We start from the raw sequence: 16,967 nt of genomic DNA on the forward strand, positions 1-16,967 counted from the left end.
AGAGGCCTTCGGCCTGGCCACTACGCCGCCTGCAGATGGGCGGGGGAGGTTGGTGACGGGGGGCTGCAGGGGCAGCCTGCGGGTGCCGGTCGAAGACCCGGCCGGCGTTCATCCTCGTCTGGCGGCCCTGCCGTCGGATACCCGAAAAAGCACAAGAACCGGAGTATTGCGATGAGCCACATCCTGCGTGCCGCCGCATTGGCGGCAATCCTGCTGCCGCTGCCGGCGCTTGCCGATCAGGCCGGCAAGAGCCCCAACGCCGTGCGCTACCACGGCGGCGACGAAATCATCCTCCAGGGCTTCCACTGGAATGTCGTCCGCGAGGCGCCAAACAACTGGTACAACATCCTTCGTCAACAGGCCTCGACCATCGCTGCCGATGGCTTCTCGGCGATCTGGATGCCGGTGCCCTGGCGTGACTTTTCCAGCTGGAGCGAAGGCGGCAAGTCCGGCGGCGGCGAAGGTTACTTCTGGCACGACTTCAACAAGAACGGCCGCTACGGCAGCGATACCCAGTTGCGCCAGGCCGCCGGCGCGCTCGGCGGTGCCGGGGTGAAGGTGCTTTACGACGTGGTGCCCAACCACATGAATCGCGGCTACCCGAACAAGGAAATCAACCTGCCGGCCGGTCAGGGTTTCTGGCGCAATGACTGCGCCGACCCGGGCAACTACCCCAACGACTGCGACGACGGCGATCGCTTCGTCGGCGGCGATGCGGACCTCAACACCGGCCATCCGCAGGTCTACGGCATGTTCCGCGACGAATTCGCCAACCTGCGCAGTCAGTATGGCGCCGGCGGCTTTCGCTTCGATTTTGTGCGCGGCTTCGCACCGGAGCGGGTCAACAGCTGGATGACCGACAGTGCCGACAACAGTTTTTGCGTCGGCGAGCTGTGGAAAGGCCCCTCCGAATACCCGAGCTGGGATTGGCGCAATACCGCCAGCTGGCAGCAGATCATCAAGGACTGGTCCGATCGGGCCAAGTGCCCGGTGTTCGACTTCGCGCTCAAGGAGCGCATGCAGAATGGCTCGATCGCCGACTGGAAGAACGGCCTGAACGGCAACCCCGACCCGCGCTGGCGCGAGGTGGCGGTGACCTTTGTCGACAACCACGACACCGGCTACTCGCCCGGGCAGAACGGCGGTCAGCATCACTGGGCGCTGCAGGACGGGCTGATCCGCCAGGCCTACGCCTACATCCTCACCAGCCCCGGCACGCCGGTGGTGTACTGGTCGCACATGTACGACTGGGGCTACGGCGACTTCATCCGCCAGCTGATCCAGGTGCGTCGCACCGCCGGTGTGCGTGCCGATTCGGCGATCAGCTTCCACAGCGGCTACAGCGGTCTGGTTGCCACCGTCAGCGGCACCCAGCAGACCCTGGTGGTCGCGCTCAATTCCAATCTGAGCAATCCCGGCCAGGTCGCCAGCGCCAGCTTCAGCGAGGCGGTCAACGCCAGCAACGGCCAGGTACGCGTCTGGCGCAGCGGTACGGGCAGCGGCGGCGGCGAGCCCGGTGCGCTGGTCAAGGTGAATTTCCGCTGCGACAACGGCGTGACGCAACCCGGCGACAGCGTCTACGCGGCGGGCAGTGTCGGTCAGCTCGGCAACTGGAGCCCGGCATCCGCCGTGCGCCTGACCGACACCAGCGGCTACCCGACCTGGAAGGGCAGCATCTCCCTGCCGGCCGGCCAGAACGTGGAGTGGAAATGCCTGATCCGCAATGAGGCCAATGCAACGCTGGTGCGGCAATGGCAGGGCGGGGCGAACAACAGCCTGACGCCCAGTGAGGGCGCCACCACGGTTGGCCGGCTCTAGCCGGACGCGGTATCTGCGGCCCGCCTCGCCATCTTGAGGCGGGCTCTTTTCGTTGCTGGCACCGTCGCGCTGGGCTGAAGCCCAGCGTTTCAGCGCTTCGGTCAGGCAACGCCCCCCTCGGCTAGCGCACTGTCCACCGCTGTCGCAGCAGCGCAGCTCACTACCCTTCGGCGCTCTGCATATCGCCCAGCTGCCAGCCTACTGCCTGTGCTTGCGCCAGGCGCAGGTCGTTCAGCAACGCTTCGCGGTCGGGGTGTCGTTCGTTGGCCAGCGCGCCGCTGGCGAGCAGCTCCGCATGTTGGGTGGTGGCTTTATCACGGAGCCAGGCCAGGCGCTGCAGGGTCAGCGGCGTGCAGCTCTGCCCGCTGAGGTCGTCCTTCACGTCCAGCCAGTGCGAGCGCCAGGCCTCCTGCAGGTACAGCCCGCCCAGATCGCCGGCCAGCGCGTTGCGCCACTGACGCATCAACACGGCCAGCCAGTCCAGCACACTCTGGTTGGCACCGCGGGCGGCGAGTTCTCGCTGCAACCGCTCGTAGGCATCCAGCGCGATGCGCTTCTCCAACTCGAAATCGGCCAGTGCCGATGTCTCGCTTACCTGCTCCAACCGTAGCAGGCAGGCGAACAGCTGGCGCGTCTCGAAGCGCTCGGCGGCATGGAAGCCCGGCGAGGCGAGGCCGTCGCTGTTGTACTGGCGCAGCGGGTCGAAGGGGTAGAGGTAGCCGAAATCGAACAGGCGAATGCGGCCATCGTCCAGCGTATTGCCAGGCGCCAGATCCCACTCGAACAGGCCGGCCAGCAGCAGGGCGACCAGCAGGTCGAACAGCTCCAGCAACTGACGCTCGTCCCAGCGCTCGATGCGCCGGCCTTCGATCCAGGGTGACAGCACGATGCCCTGCTGCAGCGAGGCGTACTGCGTTGGCACGATGCCGGCCAGGCGCTCGGTCTGTTGCGGCGCGCGCATCAGCCGGGCCAGGTCGCGGCGGCGCTGCAACTCGTTGAGGAAGCTTGTCTGGCCGTCCGGGTTCTGCACACGACAGGGGCGCCGGGCGACCTTGAGCGCCCAGTCGCGGCCATCCAGCTGCACGCGGTAGACCCGCGCTGTCAGCCCGTCGTCGAGGCAGTCGCACACCCAGGGCTCGTTGCCGGTCACTGCGGCCAGCTCGGCCGGTGGCAGCGGGCAATCCTCCGCTCGGCCAAGGCGAAACTCGGTGCCGCTGGCGAGAAAGGCCAGCTGGGCCTGACGCCGTGCCGCTGCGGTCAGCGAGGCGGCGCTCATCGGGCCTGCACCACGATGACCTTGTCCTCGCCCAGTGTGCGAGCGAAGGCATAGGGCTGGCCGGCCGAGAGCAGCCGATGCTCACCCGCGCCGATCGCCGGGTGACGGGCGCGGAACTGACCGATCCGCTGCCAGTGTTCGATCAGTGCGGCTATCTCGGGCCGCTCATGCTCGGCCCAGTTCATCGGGCTGCGGGTGCCCTGATAGGGGTCCGAACCTGTGGGGCCGAAGGCGCGGGCGCTTTCGTCGCCGTAATAGACCTGCACCGCGCCGGGCGCCAGCAGCAGGGCGGCGGCGAGGCCGCGCTGGCGGGTCAGATCGCCCTTGGCCAGCTGGTTGAACAGCGCGGTGTCGTGGGACGAGGCATAGCTCAGCAGGTTGTGCCCGGGTGTCTCGCCCAGGCGCCGGGCATAGTCGGCGTAGCTGGGTTCGGCGGCGGCGAGGCAGTCGCTGGCGGCCACGGTCTGCGCCTGAAAGTCGAAGTTGATCAGCGCGTCGAAGCCTTGACCCAGGTAGTCGCTGGCCTGCGGGCCGTGGGCAAACACCTCGCCGACCATCCAGAACGGCTCGCTGGTCATGGGGTCGTCCGGGTTGGCACGAGCCCAGTCGGCGCGGGCGCGCTCGGCAGCGGCGCGCAATTCCGCCCAGGTCGATGGCTCGACGTGCTTGACGGTGTCGACACGAAAGCCGTCGACGCCGAAGTCCCGAACCCAGAGCGTCAGCCATTCGATCAGGTAATCACGCACCCGATAACCCTCACGCGGGACGGCGCGGGTTTGCGCCTTGTGCGCGAGAAACTCCGGCAGCGCGACGACCGCCTCGGATTCGGTACGGAAATCCGGCAGAAAGGCCAGCGAGCCCTTGAGCGGATCGACCGTGCTGCTGGGCGGTGTGTCGTAGTCGGCGATGCCGGCACGGACCCAGTCGCGGCCCCACCAGGCGGCCCAGCTCGGGTGCTCGTAATCAACCAGGTTGTGGTAGGCGTGCAGGTTCTCGTGGGCTTCCGGCTGCCAGGTGCTCCACTGCTCGGGCAGGTAGTCGGCCATGCCGTCGCGCAGGGCGCCGAAGCCCTGTTGCTGCATGTCCTGCAGGGTCGAATAGCCAGGATGGTTCATCACCACATCGAACAGCACGCGGATGCCGCGGGCATGGGCGGCGCGGATAAGGGTGCGCAGGTCATCCTCGCTGCCCATGTTGGCGTCGAGCTGGGTGAAATCCAGCGCGTAATAACCGTGGTAGCCGTAGTGGCGGAAGTCGCCGCTATCGCCGCCGCCGACCCAGCCGTGGATCTGCTCGTAGGGCGCGCTGATCCACAGCGCATCGACGCCGAGGCTGGCGATATGGTCGAGCCGTTCGGTCAGCCCCTTGAGGTCGCCGCCGTGGAAGGTGCCGATCTCGTCGGCGCCGTCCAGCTCGCGGCCATAGCTGCGGTCGTTGCTCGGGTCGCCGTTGGCGAAGCGGTCGGTGAGGACGAAGTACACCGTCGCGTTGCGCCAGTTGCGCGACGGCGCGGCACCAGCCGGTTCAGCGGCTTCGAGCAGTAGCAGGCCATCGCTGCCGGCGGCGGGTTGCAGTGTCACCTGGCCGTTGCGCACGATCGCCGTGGCGCCGGATAACGCATCGCGCAGGGTCTGGCCGTCGCGGAACACATCGCCAACCGCCACCTCCACCGCGCCGCCGTCCCAGGCCCGGCAGACCGGTGCCGCCGCCTTCTGCTCGGCAGCCTTGATCGGCAGCAGCCGCAGCGCTGCCGCCGTGCCGGTCTCGACGATCAAACGATAGCGCCCGGCCTCGGGCACTTCGTAGCGGTAGGCGCTGTCTTTGCCAAGCGGCTGACGACGGAACGGCGCAAGCGCGGTGTTTTCGACGCCTGCTTGCGGCATCACCAGATGCAGCCGACCGGGTTCGAGTTCCAGCTCCGCGTCGTAGCGATCGGCTGCCAGCGCGTTCCAGCTCGGTGACAGCGGCTGGTCGTTCAGGCGAACGCTCAGCTCGGGGGCGGCGAGGCCGGACAAGGGCAGGGCGAGGCCGAACAGCAGCGGCAGGACGGATAACCGGTGGGCACGCATCAAATGTGGCTCCATTATGCTTTTTCGCTACATTTGACCGCGCGTTGGCAGCCGGGTATAGGCGTAAACGCCAGGCTGATGGCGTATTTTGTGCCGCTGCGACGACCTGTCTACGCCCCGCTTCTACGCCCTCCGCCCCCTCGGGGAGGAGGATGCACATGGCACAGGACGCGCCGAGGATGGAACGACTGCCAGAGCCTCAGGCCGGCAGCAGGTGGAACAACTAATAAGAAGCCACGAGGAAAGCGAAGCATGAACAAGAAATTCTGGTGTATCGCCACCGTCGGCCTGGCGGCCACCTTCAGTCTGCCGCTACCGGCGCTGGCGGCGATCGAGGAAGGCAAGCTGGTCGTCTGGATCAACGGCGACAAGGGCTATAAAGGCCTGGCCGAAGTCGGCAAGAAGTTCACCGCCGAAACCGGCATTCCCGTCGAAGTGGCCCACCCCGACAGCGCCACCGACAAATTCCAGCAGGCAGCCGCCACCGGCAACGGCCCGGACATCTTTATCTGGGCCCATGACCGCATCGGTGAATGGGCCAAGAGCGGGCTACTGACTCCGGTAACCCCCAGCGCAGACACCAAATCCGGTATCGCTGACTTCTCCTGGCAGGCGGTGACCTACGACAACAAGCTGTGGGGCTACCCGATCTCCGTGGAAACCATCGGCCTGATCTATAACAAGGCGCTGGTGGACACCCCGCCCAAGACCTTCGATGACGTCATGGCGCTCAACGAGAAGCTTGCCGCTCAGGGCAAGCGCGCCATCCTCTGGGACTACAACAACACCTACTTCACCTGGCCGCTGCTTTCGGCCAAGGGCGGCTACGTGTTCGAGCACGCCGATGGCGGCTACGACGTCAAGTCCACCGGGGTGAACAACGCCGGCGCCAAGGCTGGTGCACAGGTGCTGCGCGATCTGATCGACAAGGGCGTGATGCCCAAGGGCGCGGATTACAGCGTGGCCGAAGCGGCGTTCAACAAGGGTGACTCGGCGATGATGATCAGCGGCCCCTGGGCCTGGTCGAACATCGAGAAGAGCGGCATCGACTTCGGTGTGGCGCCGATTCCCGCGATCGATGGCGAGCCGGGCAAGCCCTTCGTTGGTGTCGCCGCGGCGCTGCTCAACGCGGCCAGCCCGAACAAGGACCTGGCCGTGGAGTTCCTCGAGAACTACCTGCTGCAGGTCGAGGGCCTGAAGACCGTCAATGCCGATGTGCCGCTGGGTGCTGTGGCCAATACAGCCTATATGGAAGAGCTGTCCGCCAACCCGCATATCAAGGCGACCTTCGAGAACGCGCAGATGGGTGAGCCGATGCCCAACGTACCGGAGATGGGTGCGTTCTGGTCATCCATGGCCGCCGCGCTGACCAACATCACCTCCGGCCGGCAGGATGTCGACGCCGCGCTGGATGATGCCGCCAAGCGCATCACCCGTTGAACCCGTCGCCGGCCGCCTGCACAGGCGCGCCGGCAGACTAAGCTCCGTTCAGAAAGGTTCTTCTCCCGTGAATGCCCGTGCCGAGTTGCCCAGCCCCGCCATGACCCGCCCGACATCCTGGGGTTTGCCCCGCTTCCTGACCACCGGCGTGCGCTGGCTGCTTTGGCTGGCCTTCAACGCCTTGTCGCTGTATCTGGTGGTCGCGCTCTACGTTCAGAAGCAGATGGCTTTCGCCCTGCTCGGGCTGGTGGTCACCGGGATCGCCAGCTACCTGTTCATCAATCGGCGCATGTACGCCCAGCGCTACATCTTTCCGTCGGTAGCGGGGATGCTGGTGTTCGTCATCTTTCCGTTGCTCTATACCGTGGGCATCGGCTTTACCAACTACAGCGGCACCAACCTGCTCAGCCAGGCCCAGGTCGAGCGTTATCACCTGAGCCAGACCTACCTGGCCGGCGAGCGTTTCCGCTTCACGCTGCATCAAAGTCCTGATGGCGAGCGCCTGCGGGTGGACAAGGGCGAGCTGGGCGTGTTCGTAAGCCCGCCGCTGACCGGCGAACCGGACCCGGAAGCGCCGCTTTCGCTGCTACCGGCCGAAAGCGTCGAAGGCCTCGGCGAAGCGTTGGCGCTGCGTGAGGTGATCCAGCGGCGCAAGGTGCTGGAACAATGGGTGATGCAGGCGCCGGATGGCAGCCTGCTGCGGCTGTACGGCTTGCGCGAGGTGGCGGCGGTCGAACCGCAGTACCGCCAGGATGGCCCCGGTGTGCTGGTCGAAACCCGCACTGGCGCGCGGCTGACTGCCGACATGGAGCGTGGCTTCTATGTCGACGAAACGGGCAAGGCGGTGCCGCCGGGCTTCACCGTGTTCACCGGCTTCGCCAACTTTTCCCGGGTGCTGACCGAGCCGAGCATCCGCGAACCCTTCATGCAGATCTTCGCCTGGACCTTCGCCTTCGCCGGCCTAACGGTGGTCTTCACCCTCGCCGTTGGCCTGGTGCTGGCCAGCCTGCTGCAATGGGAGCTGGTGCGCGGCAAGGCGTTCTACCGGCTGATGCTGATCCTGCCGTATGCGGTGCCGGGGTTCATTTCCATCCTGGTGTTCCGCGGGCTGTTCAATCAGAACTTCGGCGAGATCAACCTTCTGCTGGAAGGGTTGTTCGGCATCCGTCCGGACTGGTTCAGCGACCCGAGCCTGGCGCGCACCATGATCCTGATCGTCAACACCTGGCTCGGCTACCCGTACATGCTGCTGCTGTGCATGGGCCTGCTGCAGGCCATCCCGCGGGACCAGTACGAGGCGTCGGCGATCGATGGCGCAAGCCCGCTGGACAACCTGCTGCGCATCACCCTGCCGCAGCTGATCAAGCCGCTGATGCCGCTGCTGATCGCCTGCTTCGCCTTCAACTTCAACAATTTCGTACTCATCACCCTGCTGACCCGAGGCGGCCCGGACATCATCGGCGCGACCACGCCGGCCGGCACCACGGACCTGCTGGTGAGCTACACCTACCGCATCGCCTTCCAGGATTCCGGACAGGACTTCGCCCTGGCCGCGGCCATCGCCACGATGATCTTCATCCTCGTCGGTGCCATGGCGCTGCTGAATCTCAAACTCTCGAAAGTGAAGGTATAAGGAGACCGGCAATGGCCATGGTGCAACCGAAATCCGCGCGTTACCGGCTCTGGGCGACTCATGCGGCACTGCTCGCCTTTGTCGCGGCGATCCTCTTTCCGCTGCTGATGGTGATCTCGATCTCTTTCCGCGAAGGCAACTTCGCCACCGGCAGCCTGTTCCCCGAGAACCCGACGCTGGAACACTGGTCGCTGGCGCTCGGCATTCCCTACACCCACGCGGATGGCAGCGTGACCCAGCCACCGTTCCCGGTGCTGCTGTGGCTGTGGAACTCGGTCAAAATCGCCTTCGTCAGCTCGATCCTGATCCTGCTCTTGTCGACCACCAGCGCCTATGCCTTCGCGCGTATGCGCTTCGGTGGCAAGGCGCCGATCCTGAAAAGCATGCTGATCTTCCAGATGTTCCCGCCGGTGCTCTCGCTGGTGGCCATCTACGCATTGTTCGACCAGCTCGGCCAGCACGTCAGCTGGCTGGGGGTGAACAGCCACGGCGCAGTGATCGTCGCCTCGCTGGGCGGCATGGCGCTGCATATCTGGACCATCAAGGGCTATTTCGAAAGCATCGATGCCTCGCTTGAGGAAGCCGCCATTGTCGATGGTGCGACCACCTGGCAGGCGTTCTTTCATATCCTGCTGCCGATGAGCGTGCCGATCCTGGCGGTGGTGTTCATCCTCGCGTTCATCACCAGTGTCACCGAATATCCGATCGCCTCGGTGCTGCTGATGGACGTCGACAAGCTGACGCTGTCGGTTGGTGCGCAGCAGTATCTCTATCCGCAGAACTATCTGTGGGGCGATTTCGCTGCGGCGGCGGTGCTCTCCGGTTTGCCTATCACAGCGGTGTTCCTCTACTGCCAGAAGTGGATCGTCGGTGGGCTCACGGCGGGTGGCGTGAAAGGCTGAGGACATAGCGAAACAGCGCCAGACCGGAGAGCGGGAGCCATGCGAGCCGGTGCGCCAGGCCACGGGAAAAACAACAACAAGAACGAGAACAGGGAGCCGTCCATGAATGCCTCGATGCCAGCCTTGCTGCCGCTGATCCCCACCAAACTGGCGATCCCCATGCTGCCGCCGGGCCTGCTCGAACGCCCGCGCCTGGACGAGTGGCAGCTGCGCCTGCCGCAGGTACGTCTGGCCGTGCTGCACGCGGCCAGCGGCTTCGGCAAGACCACTCTGGCGGCGCAGTGGGCGCGGGCTTTCGATGGCCGCGTCGCCTGGCTGCAGCTGCATGCCAGCGACAATCTGGCGCTGCAGTTCGGCCGCTACCTGACCCAGGCGCTGGACCGCCAGCTCGATGCCGGCTGCCCGCTGGCCGCTGCACTCGCCGAGCAGGGCCAGGTGTCGCTGGACGCGCTGTTCACCCAGTTGCTGGCCGAGCTGCCAGGCGAGCACGAGGCGATCCTGATCGTGCTCGACGAGTTCGAGGTGCTGCACGAGCGTGAGCTGATCGCCGGGCTGCGCTTCTTCCTGCGCCACATGCCCTGCTGGATGACCCTGCTGGTGTGCAGTCGGCGCCTGCCGGAGCTGGGCGTGGCCGAGCTGCGGGTCAAGCATCAGCTGCTGCTGCTCGATGCCCGCCAACTGGCCTTCGAGGACGACGAGGTGCAGGCCCTGCTGCAGCTGGGCGTGCCGGTAAACATCAACCGCGAGCAGGTCGAGCGCCTCAACCGGCGCATCGGTGGCTGGCCCTGTGCATTGCAGCTCGCGCTGCAGGAGGTGCAGACCAGTCGCGGTATGGACTCGTTTCTGGAAAACCTGCTGCTCGGCCATCCCGATATCCGCGACTACATGCGCGAGCAGGTGATCGACGGCCTGCCGGAAGACCTGCGCGGCTTTCTCGAAGCCACCTGCCTGCTCGAGCGCTTCGATGCCGCACTGGCCGATCGCCTGACCGAAGCCTGCCATGGCCGCGAGATGCTCGAGCGGCTCGAACGCGGCGGCTTGTTCATCCAGCCGCTGGACAGCCTGCGCCGCTGGTACAGCTACCATCCGTTGTTCGCCGTGTTCCTGCAGGGCGAGCTGCGCACCCACCAGCCGCAGCGCGTCAACCAGCTGCACCTGCGTGCTGCCGAGGCGCTGTTGTCCGAGAACCTGCCCGAGGAGGCCGCACGGCACGCGGTGCAGGCCGGCGATCCGCAGCAGGTCGCCGAAATCCTCCAGCGCCACGGGCGCGCCTTCTACCGTCAGGGCCAGCTCGGGCTGTTGCAGCAATGCCTGGAAACCTTGCCGGAAACGGTAATCGCCGGCTCGCCGCTGCTGACCCTGCTGCAGGCCTGGGTGTCGCAGAATTCCTACCAGTTCGAACATGTCGAACGCTGGTTCAAGGCTGCCGAACTGGCGCTGCAGCGCAGCTGCTCCGAGCAGGACTGGGAACGCATCGTCTGTGAATTCAATGCGGTGCGCGCGCAGGTCGCGATGAACCAGGGTGATGAGCAGCGCGCCATCACCCTGGCCCAGGAGGCGCTGACCTGCGAACCGCTGATCATGCGCACCTCGCGGGTGGCGGCAATGTCCGGCCTGGCCGAAGTGCATTTCGTTCAGGGCGCGTTGCCGCAGGCACAGAAGCAGTACGAGGAAGCCGAGCGCCGTGCCCGTGAGATCAATGCGTCGCACCTGGTGGTCTGGAGCCTCGGCCAACTGTCGGAGATCGCCATTGCCCAGGGCCATCTGCAGAAGGCCTACACCCTGCAGGAACGGGCCATTCAGTACATCGAACAGCAGCACCTGCGTGCCACGCCCATCGTCGAGTTCATCTATCGGGTGCGCGGCCAGGTACTGCTGGAGTGGCATCAGCTGGACGCCGCCGAACAATGCGCGCTGCAGGGCATCCAGATTCTCGACGAGCTCGGCGACCAGCGCTGGCGCCTGCAGAGCCACACGTTGCTGGCGGGCGTCGCTTACGCCCGCGGCCAGCAGAGCGCCTGTGCCGATTACATCGGTCAGATGCAGACGATGCTCGCCGATGATCGCTACCACATCGACTGGTTGGCCAATGCCCATGCGGTGATGCTCGCCTACTGGGACTCCAGCCAGGATCGCGAAGCGATTCGCCAATGGCTGCTCAGCGCGCCGCCGGTCAGCGCCGGTGCCAACCACTTTTCCCAATTGAACGCGCGCAACCACGCGCGGGCCCACGTGACGCTCGGCCAGCTGGACAGTGCACTGCCGATCCTGCGCCAATTGCTGACCGACGCCGAACGCCACGGTCTGGTGATGGATCGCAACCGCAACCACATCCTCCTGGCGCAGCTGCACTGGTTGCGCGAAGAACGCCAGCAGGCGCTCGATCACCTGCAGCGGGCGATGACCCTGGCCAGCGGCAGCGGCGCCATCGGTAGCTTTCTGCGCGTCGGCAAGCCGATCATCGGCATGCTCAAGAGCCTGCTGCACGAGCGCACCCTCGACGAGCCGGAAGCCCAGCGCGCCACGCGGCTGATCCAGCTGGCGCAGCAGCAGCGCGACTTCAGCCGCGCCATCCGCATCACCCTCGACGAGGCGGTGATCCAGGACATCATCAATCGCCCCGACGTCCCCGAGCTGATCCGTCGCTCACCGCTGACCCGGCGCGAATGGCAGGTGCTGAGCCTGATCCATGCCGGGCAGTCCAACGAGCAGATCGCCGACCACCTGAACGTCGCGCCCACCACCATCAAGACGCACATCCGCAGCCTCTACCAGAAGCTCAACATCACCCACCGCAGCGAGGCCGTGCAGCTGGCGCGCGACCTGCTGAGCAAGATTCAGGGGGACTAGGCCGCTCGCCGCCGCCGAGGCGAGCGGCTATGCTCGCGGCCGTACAGCACAACAGGGATGTGGCGGATGATGAAGACCAACCAGCGAGCCAGCCGTTGCGCGCATGGCGCAGCACAGTACGGCGGAGGCCGCCCATGAGCCTGACACGCGTGCTGTTCATGGCCGCCGTCCTGGGCCTCGGCTACAAACTGTGGAGCGGCCATCAGCAGGAGGCACTGCTCCAGGCAAGCACGACAAGCAGCCCCTCAGGGTTTATCCCGGTGGCGATGCCCGGTGGTGCGCGCCCAGGCGTGGTAATGGTCTTCGCACCGGTCAACTGCCCTTCTGATGAAGCGCGGCGGGCCGACGAACTGGCGGCCGGGCTTTCCCGTATGGGCATCGCGGTGCAACGCTCCAGTCACTTCAGTACCGAGACGAGCAACCCCAACGCCGAGCAGCAGGCCCAGCTGCAGCGCACCGTCGCGGTCCTCAACGGCGGTATTCCCGCCGTATTCTTCAATGGCATGGGCAAGGCCAACCCGACCCTGGACGAGGTAGTGGCCCAGGTGCGCGCGCCGCGCTGAACACACGGGCAATGGTCCGATAGCGCTTGGCCTGCAGGGCGCCGTTCAGCCCTTCCACTGGGTCTGGGCGAAAGCGGGCAGGGCGTTGGCGCGTTGCGACGCCGCTGCCAGATGCGGAAAGGCGTCATCTGGCGCCAGCGTGTTGGGCAGGGTGAGACGGGCGAAGTCGTAGGCAACCACCGCGCTGATATCCACCTGGCTCATCCGCTCACCAAACAACGGCCGCTCGCCGCGCTCGGCCTGGCGTGCATCCAGCAATGCCAGCGCGCCACGCGCCTGGTCCTCGCAATGCCGATACCAGTCGTCCCAGACCAACCCCTCGGGCCGCCGATCGCGTTCGTAGTACGCCGCGACGGTTTTCTCGCAGGCCCCGACGGCGAAGGGCAGCAGGTTCATCGCCTCGCTGCGCCCGGGGCCGGATAGCGGCAGCAGGGCGCGCTCGGCGCCAGCCTGCTGATCGAAATAATCGAGGATGGCGTTGCTGTCGATCAGCACCTGACCATCGTCCAGCACCAACGCCGGTACCCGACCCAGCGGCGAATAGTGGCGAATCTTCTGGCTGTCCGTCAGGACGCTGAGCGGTTCGTTGGTGAACGGTATTTCCAACAGATGCAGGCTGATGCCGACGCGGCGGACGAAAGGCGACATATAGCGACCGATCAATTTCACGGCAGTGCTCCAAAGGCAACGGGACAGTGCATCAACCCTAGTCGAGGGTCGCGGCGAACGCGAAGGCGCCGGGCCGAACCGTCCATCGCCTCGCCCGTTGGCCATCATTTGGGGAGGAGGAGGGCCGCTTCATGCTGTGGCACCCTCGGGCTTTTCAGTGAAGGAGGCGTTGCCATGGCGATGAGCGAGAAGCAGAAGATGCTGGCCGGCGAGCTGTACTACCCCGGCGATCCGGAAATCCTCGCCGATCAGGCCGCGGCCAAGGCCTGGATGGTGCGCTACAACGCGGCGCTCGCGGCCTCGCCGGACGAGCGCCGAGCGCTGCTGGCCGAGCGCCTGGCTTCGGTCGGTGCCGGTGCGGTGATCCGCCCGCCATTTCACTGCGATTACGGCTACAACATCCACCTCGGCGAGGGCGCCTTCCTCAACTTCAACTGCGTGATTCTCGATGTGGTCGAGGTGCACATCGGTGCCGGTGCGCAGATCGGGCCGGCGGTGCAGCTCTACACCGCCGACCACCCGCGTGACCCTGAAGCGCGCCGCTCGGGCGTCGAATTCGGCCGTCCGATCAATATCGGCCGCAACGTCTGGGTTGGCGGCGGCGCGATCATTCTTCCAGGCGTCACGATTGGCGACGATGCGGTGATCGGCGCGGGCAGCGTGGTCACCCGCGATGTGCCGGCCGGCGCCACGGTGGTCGGCAATCCGGCGCGGATACGCTGACCGGCTCGCTGTCGCCGTCTACGCCCTCGGCCAGCGCGCCGTCTACGCCCGACTCTTACGCCTGCAAGAGCCCGCCGCCGGAGGATGTTGCGACCGGATGCCGCACCTAGAGTGGCCACATCTTCACTGGTCACTCATAGGTAACGTGGCATGTCCGAGCAACTTCAGAATTGGTGGCGCGGCGGGGTGATCTATCAGGTCTACCCACGTAGTTTCTTCGACAGCAACGGCGACGGCGTGGGCGACCTGCCCGGCGTGTTGCACAAGCTGGACTACATCGCCAGCCTCAACGTCGACGCCATCTGGCTGTCGCCCTTCTTCACTTCGCCGATGAAGGATTTCGGCTACGACGTCGCCGACTACCGCGGCGTCGATCCGCTGTTCGGCACGCTGGACGACTTCGTCCGGCTAGTCGAAGCCTGTCATGAGCGCGGCATGCGTGTGCTGATCGATCAGGTGCTCAATCATTCCTCGGATCAGCACCCCTGGTTCGCCGAGAGCCGTTCCAGCCGCGATAACGACAAGGCCGACTGGTACGTCTGGGCCGATCCCAAGCCGGACGGCACCGTGCCGAACAACTGGCTGTCGGTGTTCGGCGGCCCGGCCTGGAGCTGGGACAGCCGGCGCCGGCAGTACTACCTGCACAACTTCCTTTCCAGCCAGCCGGACCTGAACTTCCACTGCCCCGCCGTGCAGGATCAGTTGCTCGACGACATGGAGTTCTGGCTCAAGCTGGGCGTGGACGGTTTCCGCCTGGATGCCGCCAACTTCTACTTCCACGACGCCGAACTGCGCGACAACCCGCCGAACACCGAGATCCGTGAGGGCAGCATCGGCGTGCGCATCGATAACCCCTACGCCTACCAGCGCCATATCTACGACAAGACGCGCCCAGAGAACATGGATTTCCTGCGTCGTCTGCGTGCCTTGCTGCAGCGCTATCCCGGTGCCTCTTCGGTAGCCGAGATCGGCTGCGACGAGTCGCTGCGCACCATGGCCGCCTACACCAGCGGTGGCGACACGCTGCACATGGCCTATTCCTTCGACCTGCTCACCGAGCAGTGCAGCCCTGGCTACATCCGGCATACCGTGGAAGGGATCGAGCGGGAACTGGCGGACGGTTGGTCCTGTTGGTCGATGGGCAACCACGACGTGGTGCGGGTGATGACCCGCTGGGCGCTCAACGGCCGGCCCGACCCGGAGCGCGGCCGCTTGCTGATGGCTCTGCTGTTATCCCTGCGCGGCAGTGTCTGCATGTACCAGGGCGAGGAATTGGGCCTGCCGGAAGCGGAACTGCGCTACGAGGATCTGGTCGATCCGTACGGCATTACCTTCTGGCCGGAATTCAAGGGCCGCGACGGCTGCCGCACGCCGATGCCCTGGGAGAGCGAAGCACACCATGCCGGCTTCACCGGCAGCCAGCCGTGGTTGCCGGTGGACGACTCGCACCGTTCGCTGTCGGTGGCCGCGCAGGATGCCGATCCGCATTCGATGCTCAATTGCTACCGGCGCTTCCTGGGCTGGCGGCGCGAGCAGCGCCTGCTGATCGAGGGCGATATCCACATGGTCTACCATGACGACGCCTTGCTGGTGTTCGAGCGGCGGCTGGGCGACGAAGCCTGGCTGTGCCTGTTCAACCTCGGCGATCTGTCGCGCAGCTACGAGCTGCCGGCGCAGGCGGTGCCGCTGGTGGACGTACCGGCGAGCTTTGCCGAATACGATGGCCACTGGGCGCGGCTGCCGGCACATGGTTTCGGCTATGTCCGGCTCGCGGGTTAAGGGAGCGTTGGCAGCGGTGGGGTTGGCCCACCGCTGCGCCAGATAACGAGAGCTTGGCGGCATCAACGGAGAACAATAACCATGGCCAGTGTCACGCTGCGCGACATCTGCAAGAGTTACGACGGTACGCCGATCACCCGGCATATCGACCTGGACATCGAAGACGGCGAATTCGTCGTCTTCGTCGGCCCGTCCGGCTGCGGCAAGTCCACCCTGCTGCGGCTGATCGCCGGGCTTGAGGACATCACCTCCGGCGATCTGCTGATCGACAATCAGCGCGTCAACGACCTGCCGCCCAAGGATCGTTCGGTGGGCATGGTCTTCCAGTCCTACGCCCTCTATCCGCACATGACCGTGGCGGAGAACATGGCCTTCGGCCTCAAGCTCGCCAGCGTCGACAAGCGCGAGATCAAGCGCCGCGTCGAAGCAGTCGCGGAAATCCTCCAGCTCGACAAGCTGCTCGAACGCAAACCCAAGGACCTCTCCGGCGGCCAGCGCCAGCGCGTCGCCATCGGCCGCACCATGGTCCGCGAGCCGAAGGTGTTCCTGTTCGACGAACCGCTGTCGAACCTCGATGCCTTCCTGCGCGTGCAGATGCGCATCGAGATCGCCCGCCTGCACCAGCGCATCCGCTCCACCATGATCTACGTGACCCACGATCAGGTTGAAGCGATGACCCTGGCCGACAAGATCGTCGTGCTTAATGCCGGCGAAATTGCCCAGGTCGGCCAGCCGCTGCACCTTTACCACTACCCGAAGAACCGCTTCGTCGCCGGCTTCCTCGGCTCGCCGCAGATGAACTTCGTCGAGGTGCGCGCCATCTCCGCCAGCCCTGAAACCGTCACCATCGAACTGCCGAGCGGCTACCCGCTGACCCTGCCGGTGGACGGCAGCGCCGTGAGCCCCGGCGATCCACTTACCCTCGGCATCCGCCCGGAACACTTCGTCATGCCGGACGAGGCCGACTTCACCTTCCACGGCCAGATCACCGTGGCCGAACGCCTGGGCCAGTACAACCTGCTCTACCTCACCCTGGAACGCCTGCAGGACGTCATCACCCTCTGCGTTGACGGCAACTTGCGCGTCACCGAAGGCGAAACCTTCGCCGCCGGGCTCAAGGCCGACAAATGCCACCTGTTCCGCGAAAACGGCGAAGCGTGCACCCGGCACTATCGGGAACCAGCGATTTATGGGTGAGTTGCCAGTTGTGTCCGGTGGAGCAGGCTGGTGGCGAGCCAACAGAAA

At 65.7% G+C, this 16,967-nt stretch carries 12 protein-coding genes; 9 read left to right on the forward strand and 3 right to left on the reverse strand.

The annotated features are described in order from the left end of the window. Positions 1-171: 171 nt before the first annotated feature. A complete protein-coding gene (gene mta / locus PSEST_RS04215; RefSeq protein WP_015275796.1) occupies positions 172-1,818 on the forward strand; it encodes a glucan 1,4-alpha-maltotetraohydrolase in 1,647 nt (548 codons plus the stop codon). Positions 1,819-1,978: 160 nt separating this feature from the next. Here the strand turns inward: mta and PSEST_RS04220 are convergent, their stop codons facing one another. Both PSEST_RS04220 and PSEST_RS04225 read right to left on the reverse strand, forming a co-directional pair. Then, positions 1,979-3,094: a hypothetical protein gene (locus PSEST_RS04220; protein WP_015275797.1), complete on the reverse strand. Its 1,116-nt coding sequence runs from the start codon at positions 3,092-3,094 to the stop codon at positions 1,979-1,981. Then, entirely contained in the window at positions 3,091-5,163 is a 2,073-nt protein-coding gene (locus PSEST_RS04225) for an alpha-amylase (RefSeq protein ID WP_015275798.1), read from the reverse strand. The genes PSEST_RS04220 and PSEST_RS04225 overlap by 4 nt, the downstream gene beginning before the upstream one ends. 252 nt (positions 5,164-5,415) lie before the next feature. Here PSEST_RS04225 and malE point away from each other — a divergent pair, with 252 nt between their 5' ends. The 5 genes from malE to PSEST_RS04250 all read left to right on the forward strand — a co-directional run bounded on the left by malE (position 5,416) and on the right by PSEST_RS04250 (position 12,551). Further along, positions 5,416-6,603, forward strand: coding sequence for a maltose/maltodextrin ABC transporter substrate-binding protein MalE (malE, locus tag PSEST_RS04230; protein WP_015275799.1), 1,188 nt, complete (start codon positions 5,416-5,418; stop codon positions 6,601-6,603). Between the two features lie 67 nt (positions 6,604-6,670). Further along, positions 6,671-8,236, forward strand: a complete 1,566-nt coding sequence (malF, locus tag PSEST_RS04235) for a maltose ABC transporter permease MalF (protein ID WP_015275800.1) — start codon at positions 6,671-6,673, stop codon at positions 8,234-8,236. Positions 8,237-8,247: 11 nt separating this feature from the next. Next, positions 8,248-9,138 carry a maltose ABC transporter permease MalG gene (gene malG / locus PSEST_RS04240; RefSeq protein WP_015275801.1) on the forward strand — a complete coding sequence of 297 codons (891 nt, stop codon included), beginning with the start codon at positions 8,248-8,250 and terminating at the stop codon, positions 9,136-9,138. A gap of 102 nt (positions 9,139-9,240) precedes the next feature. Next, entirely contained in the window at positions 9,241-11,988 is a 2,748-nt protein-coding gene (malT, locus tag PSEST_RS04245; RefSeq protein ID WP_041756459.1) for an HTH-type transcriptional regulator MalT, read from the forward strand. A gap of 134 nt (positions 11,989-12,122) precedes the next feature. Next, positions 12,123-12,551, forward strand: coding sequence for a hypothetical protein (locus PSEST_RS04250; RefSeq protein ID WP_015275803.1), 429 nt, complete (start codon positions 12,123-12,125; stop codon positions 12,549-12,551). 45 nt (positions 12,552-12,596) lie between these two features. On the opposite strand, the gene PSEST_RS04255 is transcribed toward PSEST_RS04250, so the two are convergent. Beyond that, complete coding sequence (locus PSEST_RS04255) at positions 12,597-13,220, reverse strand: glutathione S-transferase family protein (protein WP_015275804.1); 624 nt, start codon at positions 13,218-13,220, stop codon at positions 12,597-12,599. 174 nt (positions 13,221-13,394) lie between these two features. Here PSEST_RS04255 and PSEST_RS04260 point away from each other — a divergent pair, with 174 nt between their 5' ends. The 3 genes from PSEST_RS04260 (at position 13,395) to malK (ending at position 16,919) form a co-directional block, all read left to right on the forward strand. Then, the gene (locus PSEST_RS04260) at positions 13,395-13,943 is read left to right on the forward strand and encodes a sugar O-acetyltransferase (RefSeq protein WP_015275805.1); all 549 of its coding nucleotides are present in this window, start codon (positions 13,395-13,397) and stop codon (positions 13,941-13,943) included. Positions 13,944-14,093: 150 nt separating this feature from the next. Next, entirely contained in the window at positions 14,094-15,722 is a 1,629-nt protein-coding gene (locus PSEST_RS04265; protein ID WP_015275806.1) for an alpha-amylase family glycosyl hydrolase, read from the forward strand. 81 nt (positions 15,723-15,803) lie between these two features. Continuing rightward, positions 15,804-16,919 (forward strand): maltose/maltodextrin ABC transporter ATP-binding protein MalK, encoded by a 1,116-nt coding sequence (gene malK, locus PSEST_RS04270; protein ID WP_015275807.1) that lies wholly within the window; start codon positions 15,804-15,806, stop codon positions 16,917-16,919. Positions 16,920-16,967: the final 48 nt, after the last annotated feature.

The organism is Stutzerimonas stutzeri RCH2 (genome assembly GCF_000327065.1).
In the GTDB taxonomy this organism is placed as follows: domain Bacteria; phylum Pseudomonadota; class Gammaproteobacteria; order Pseudomonadales; family Pseudomonadaceae; genus Stutzerimonas; species Stutzerimonas stutzeri_AE.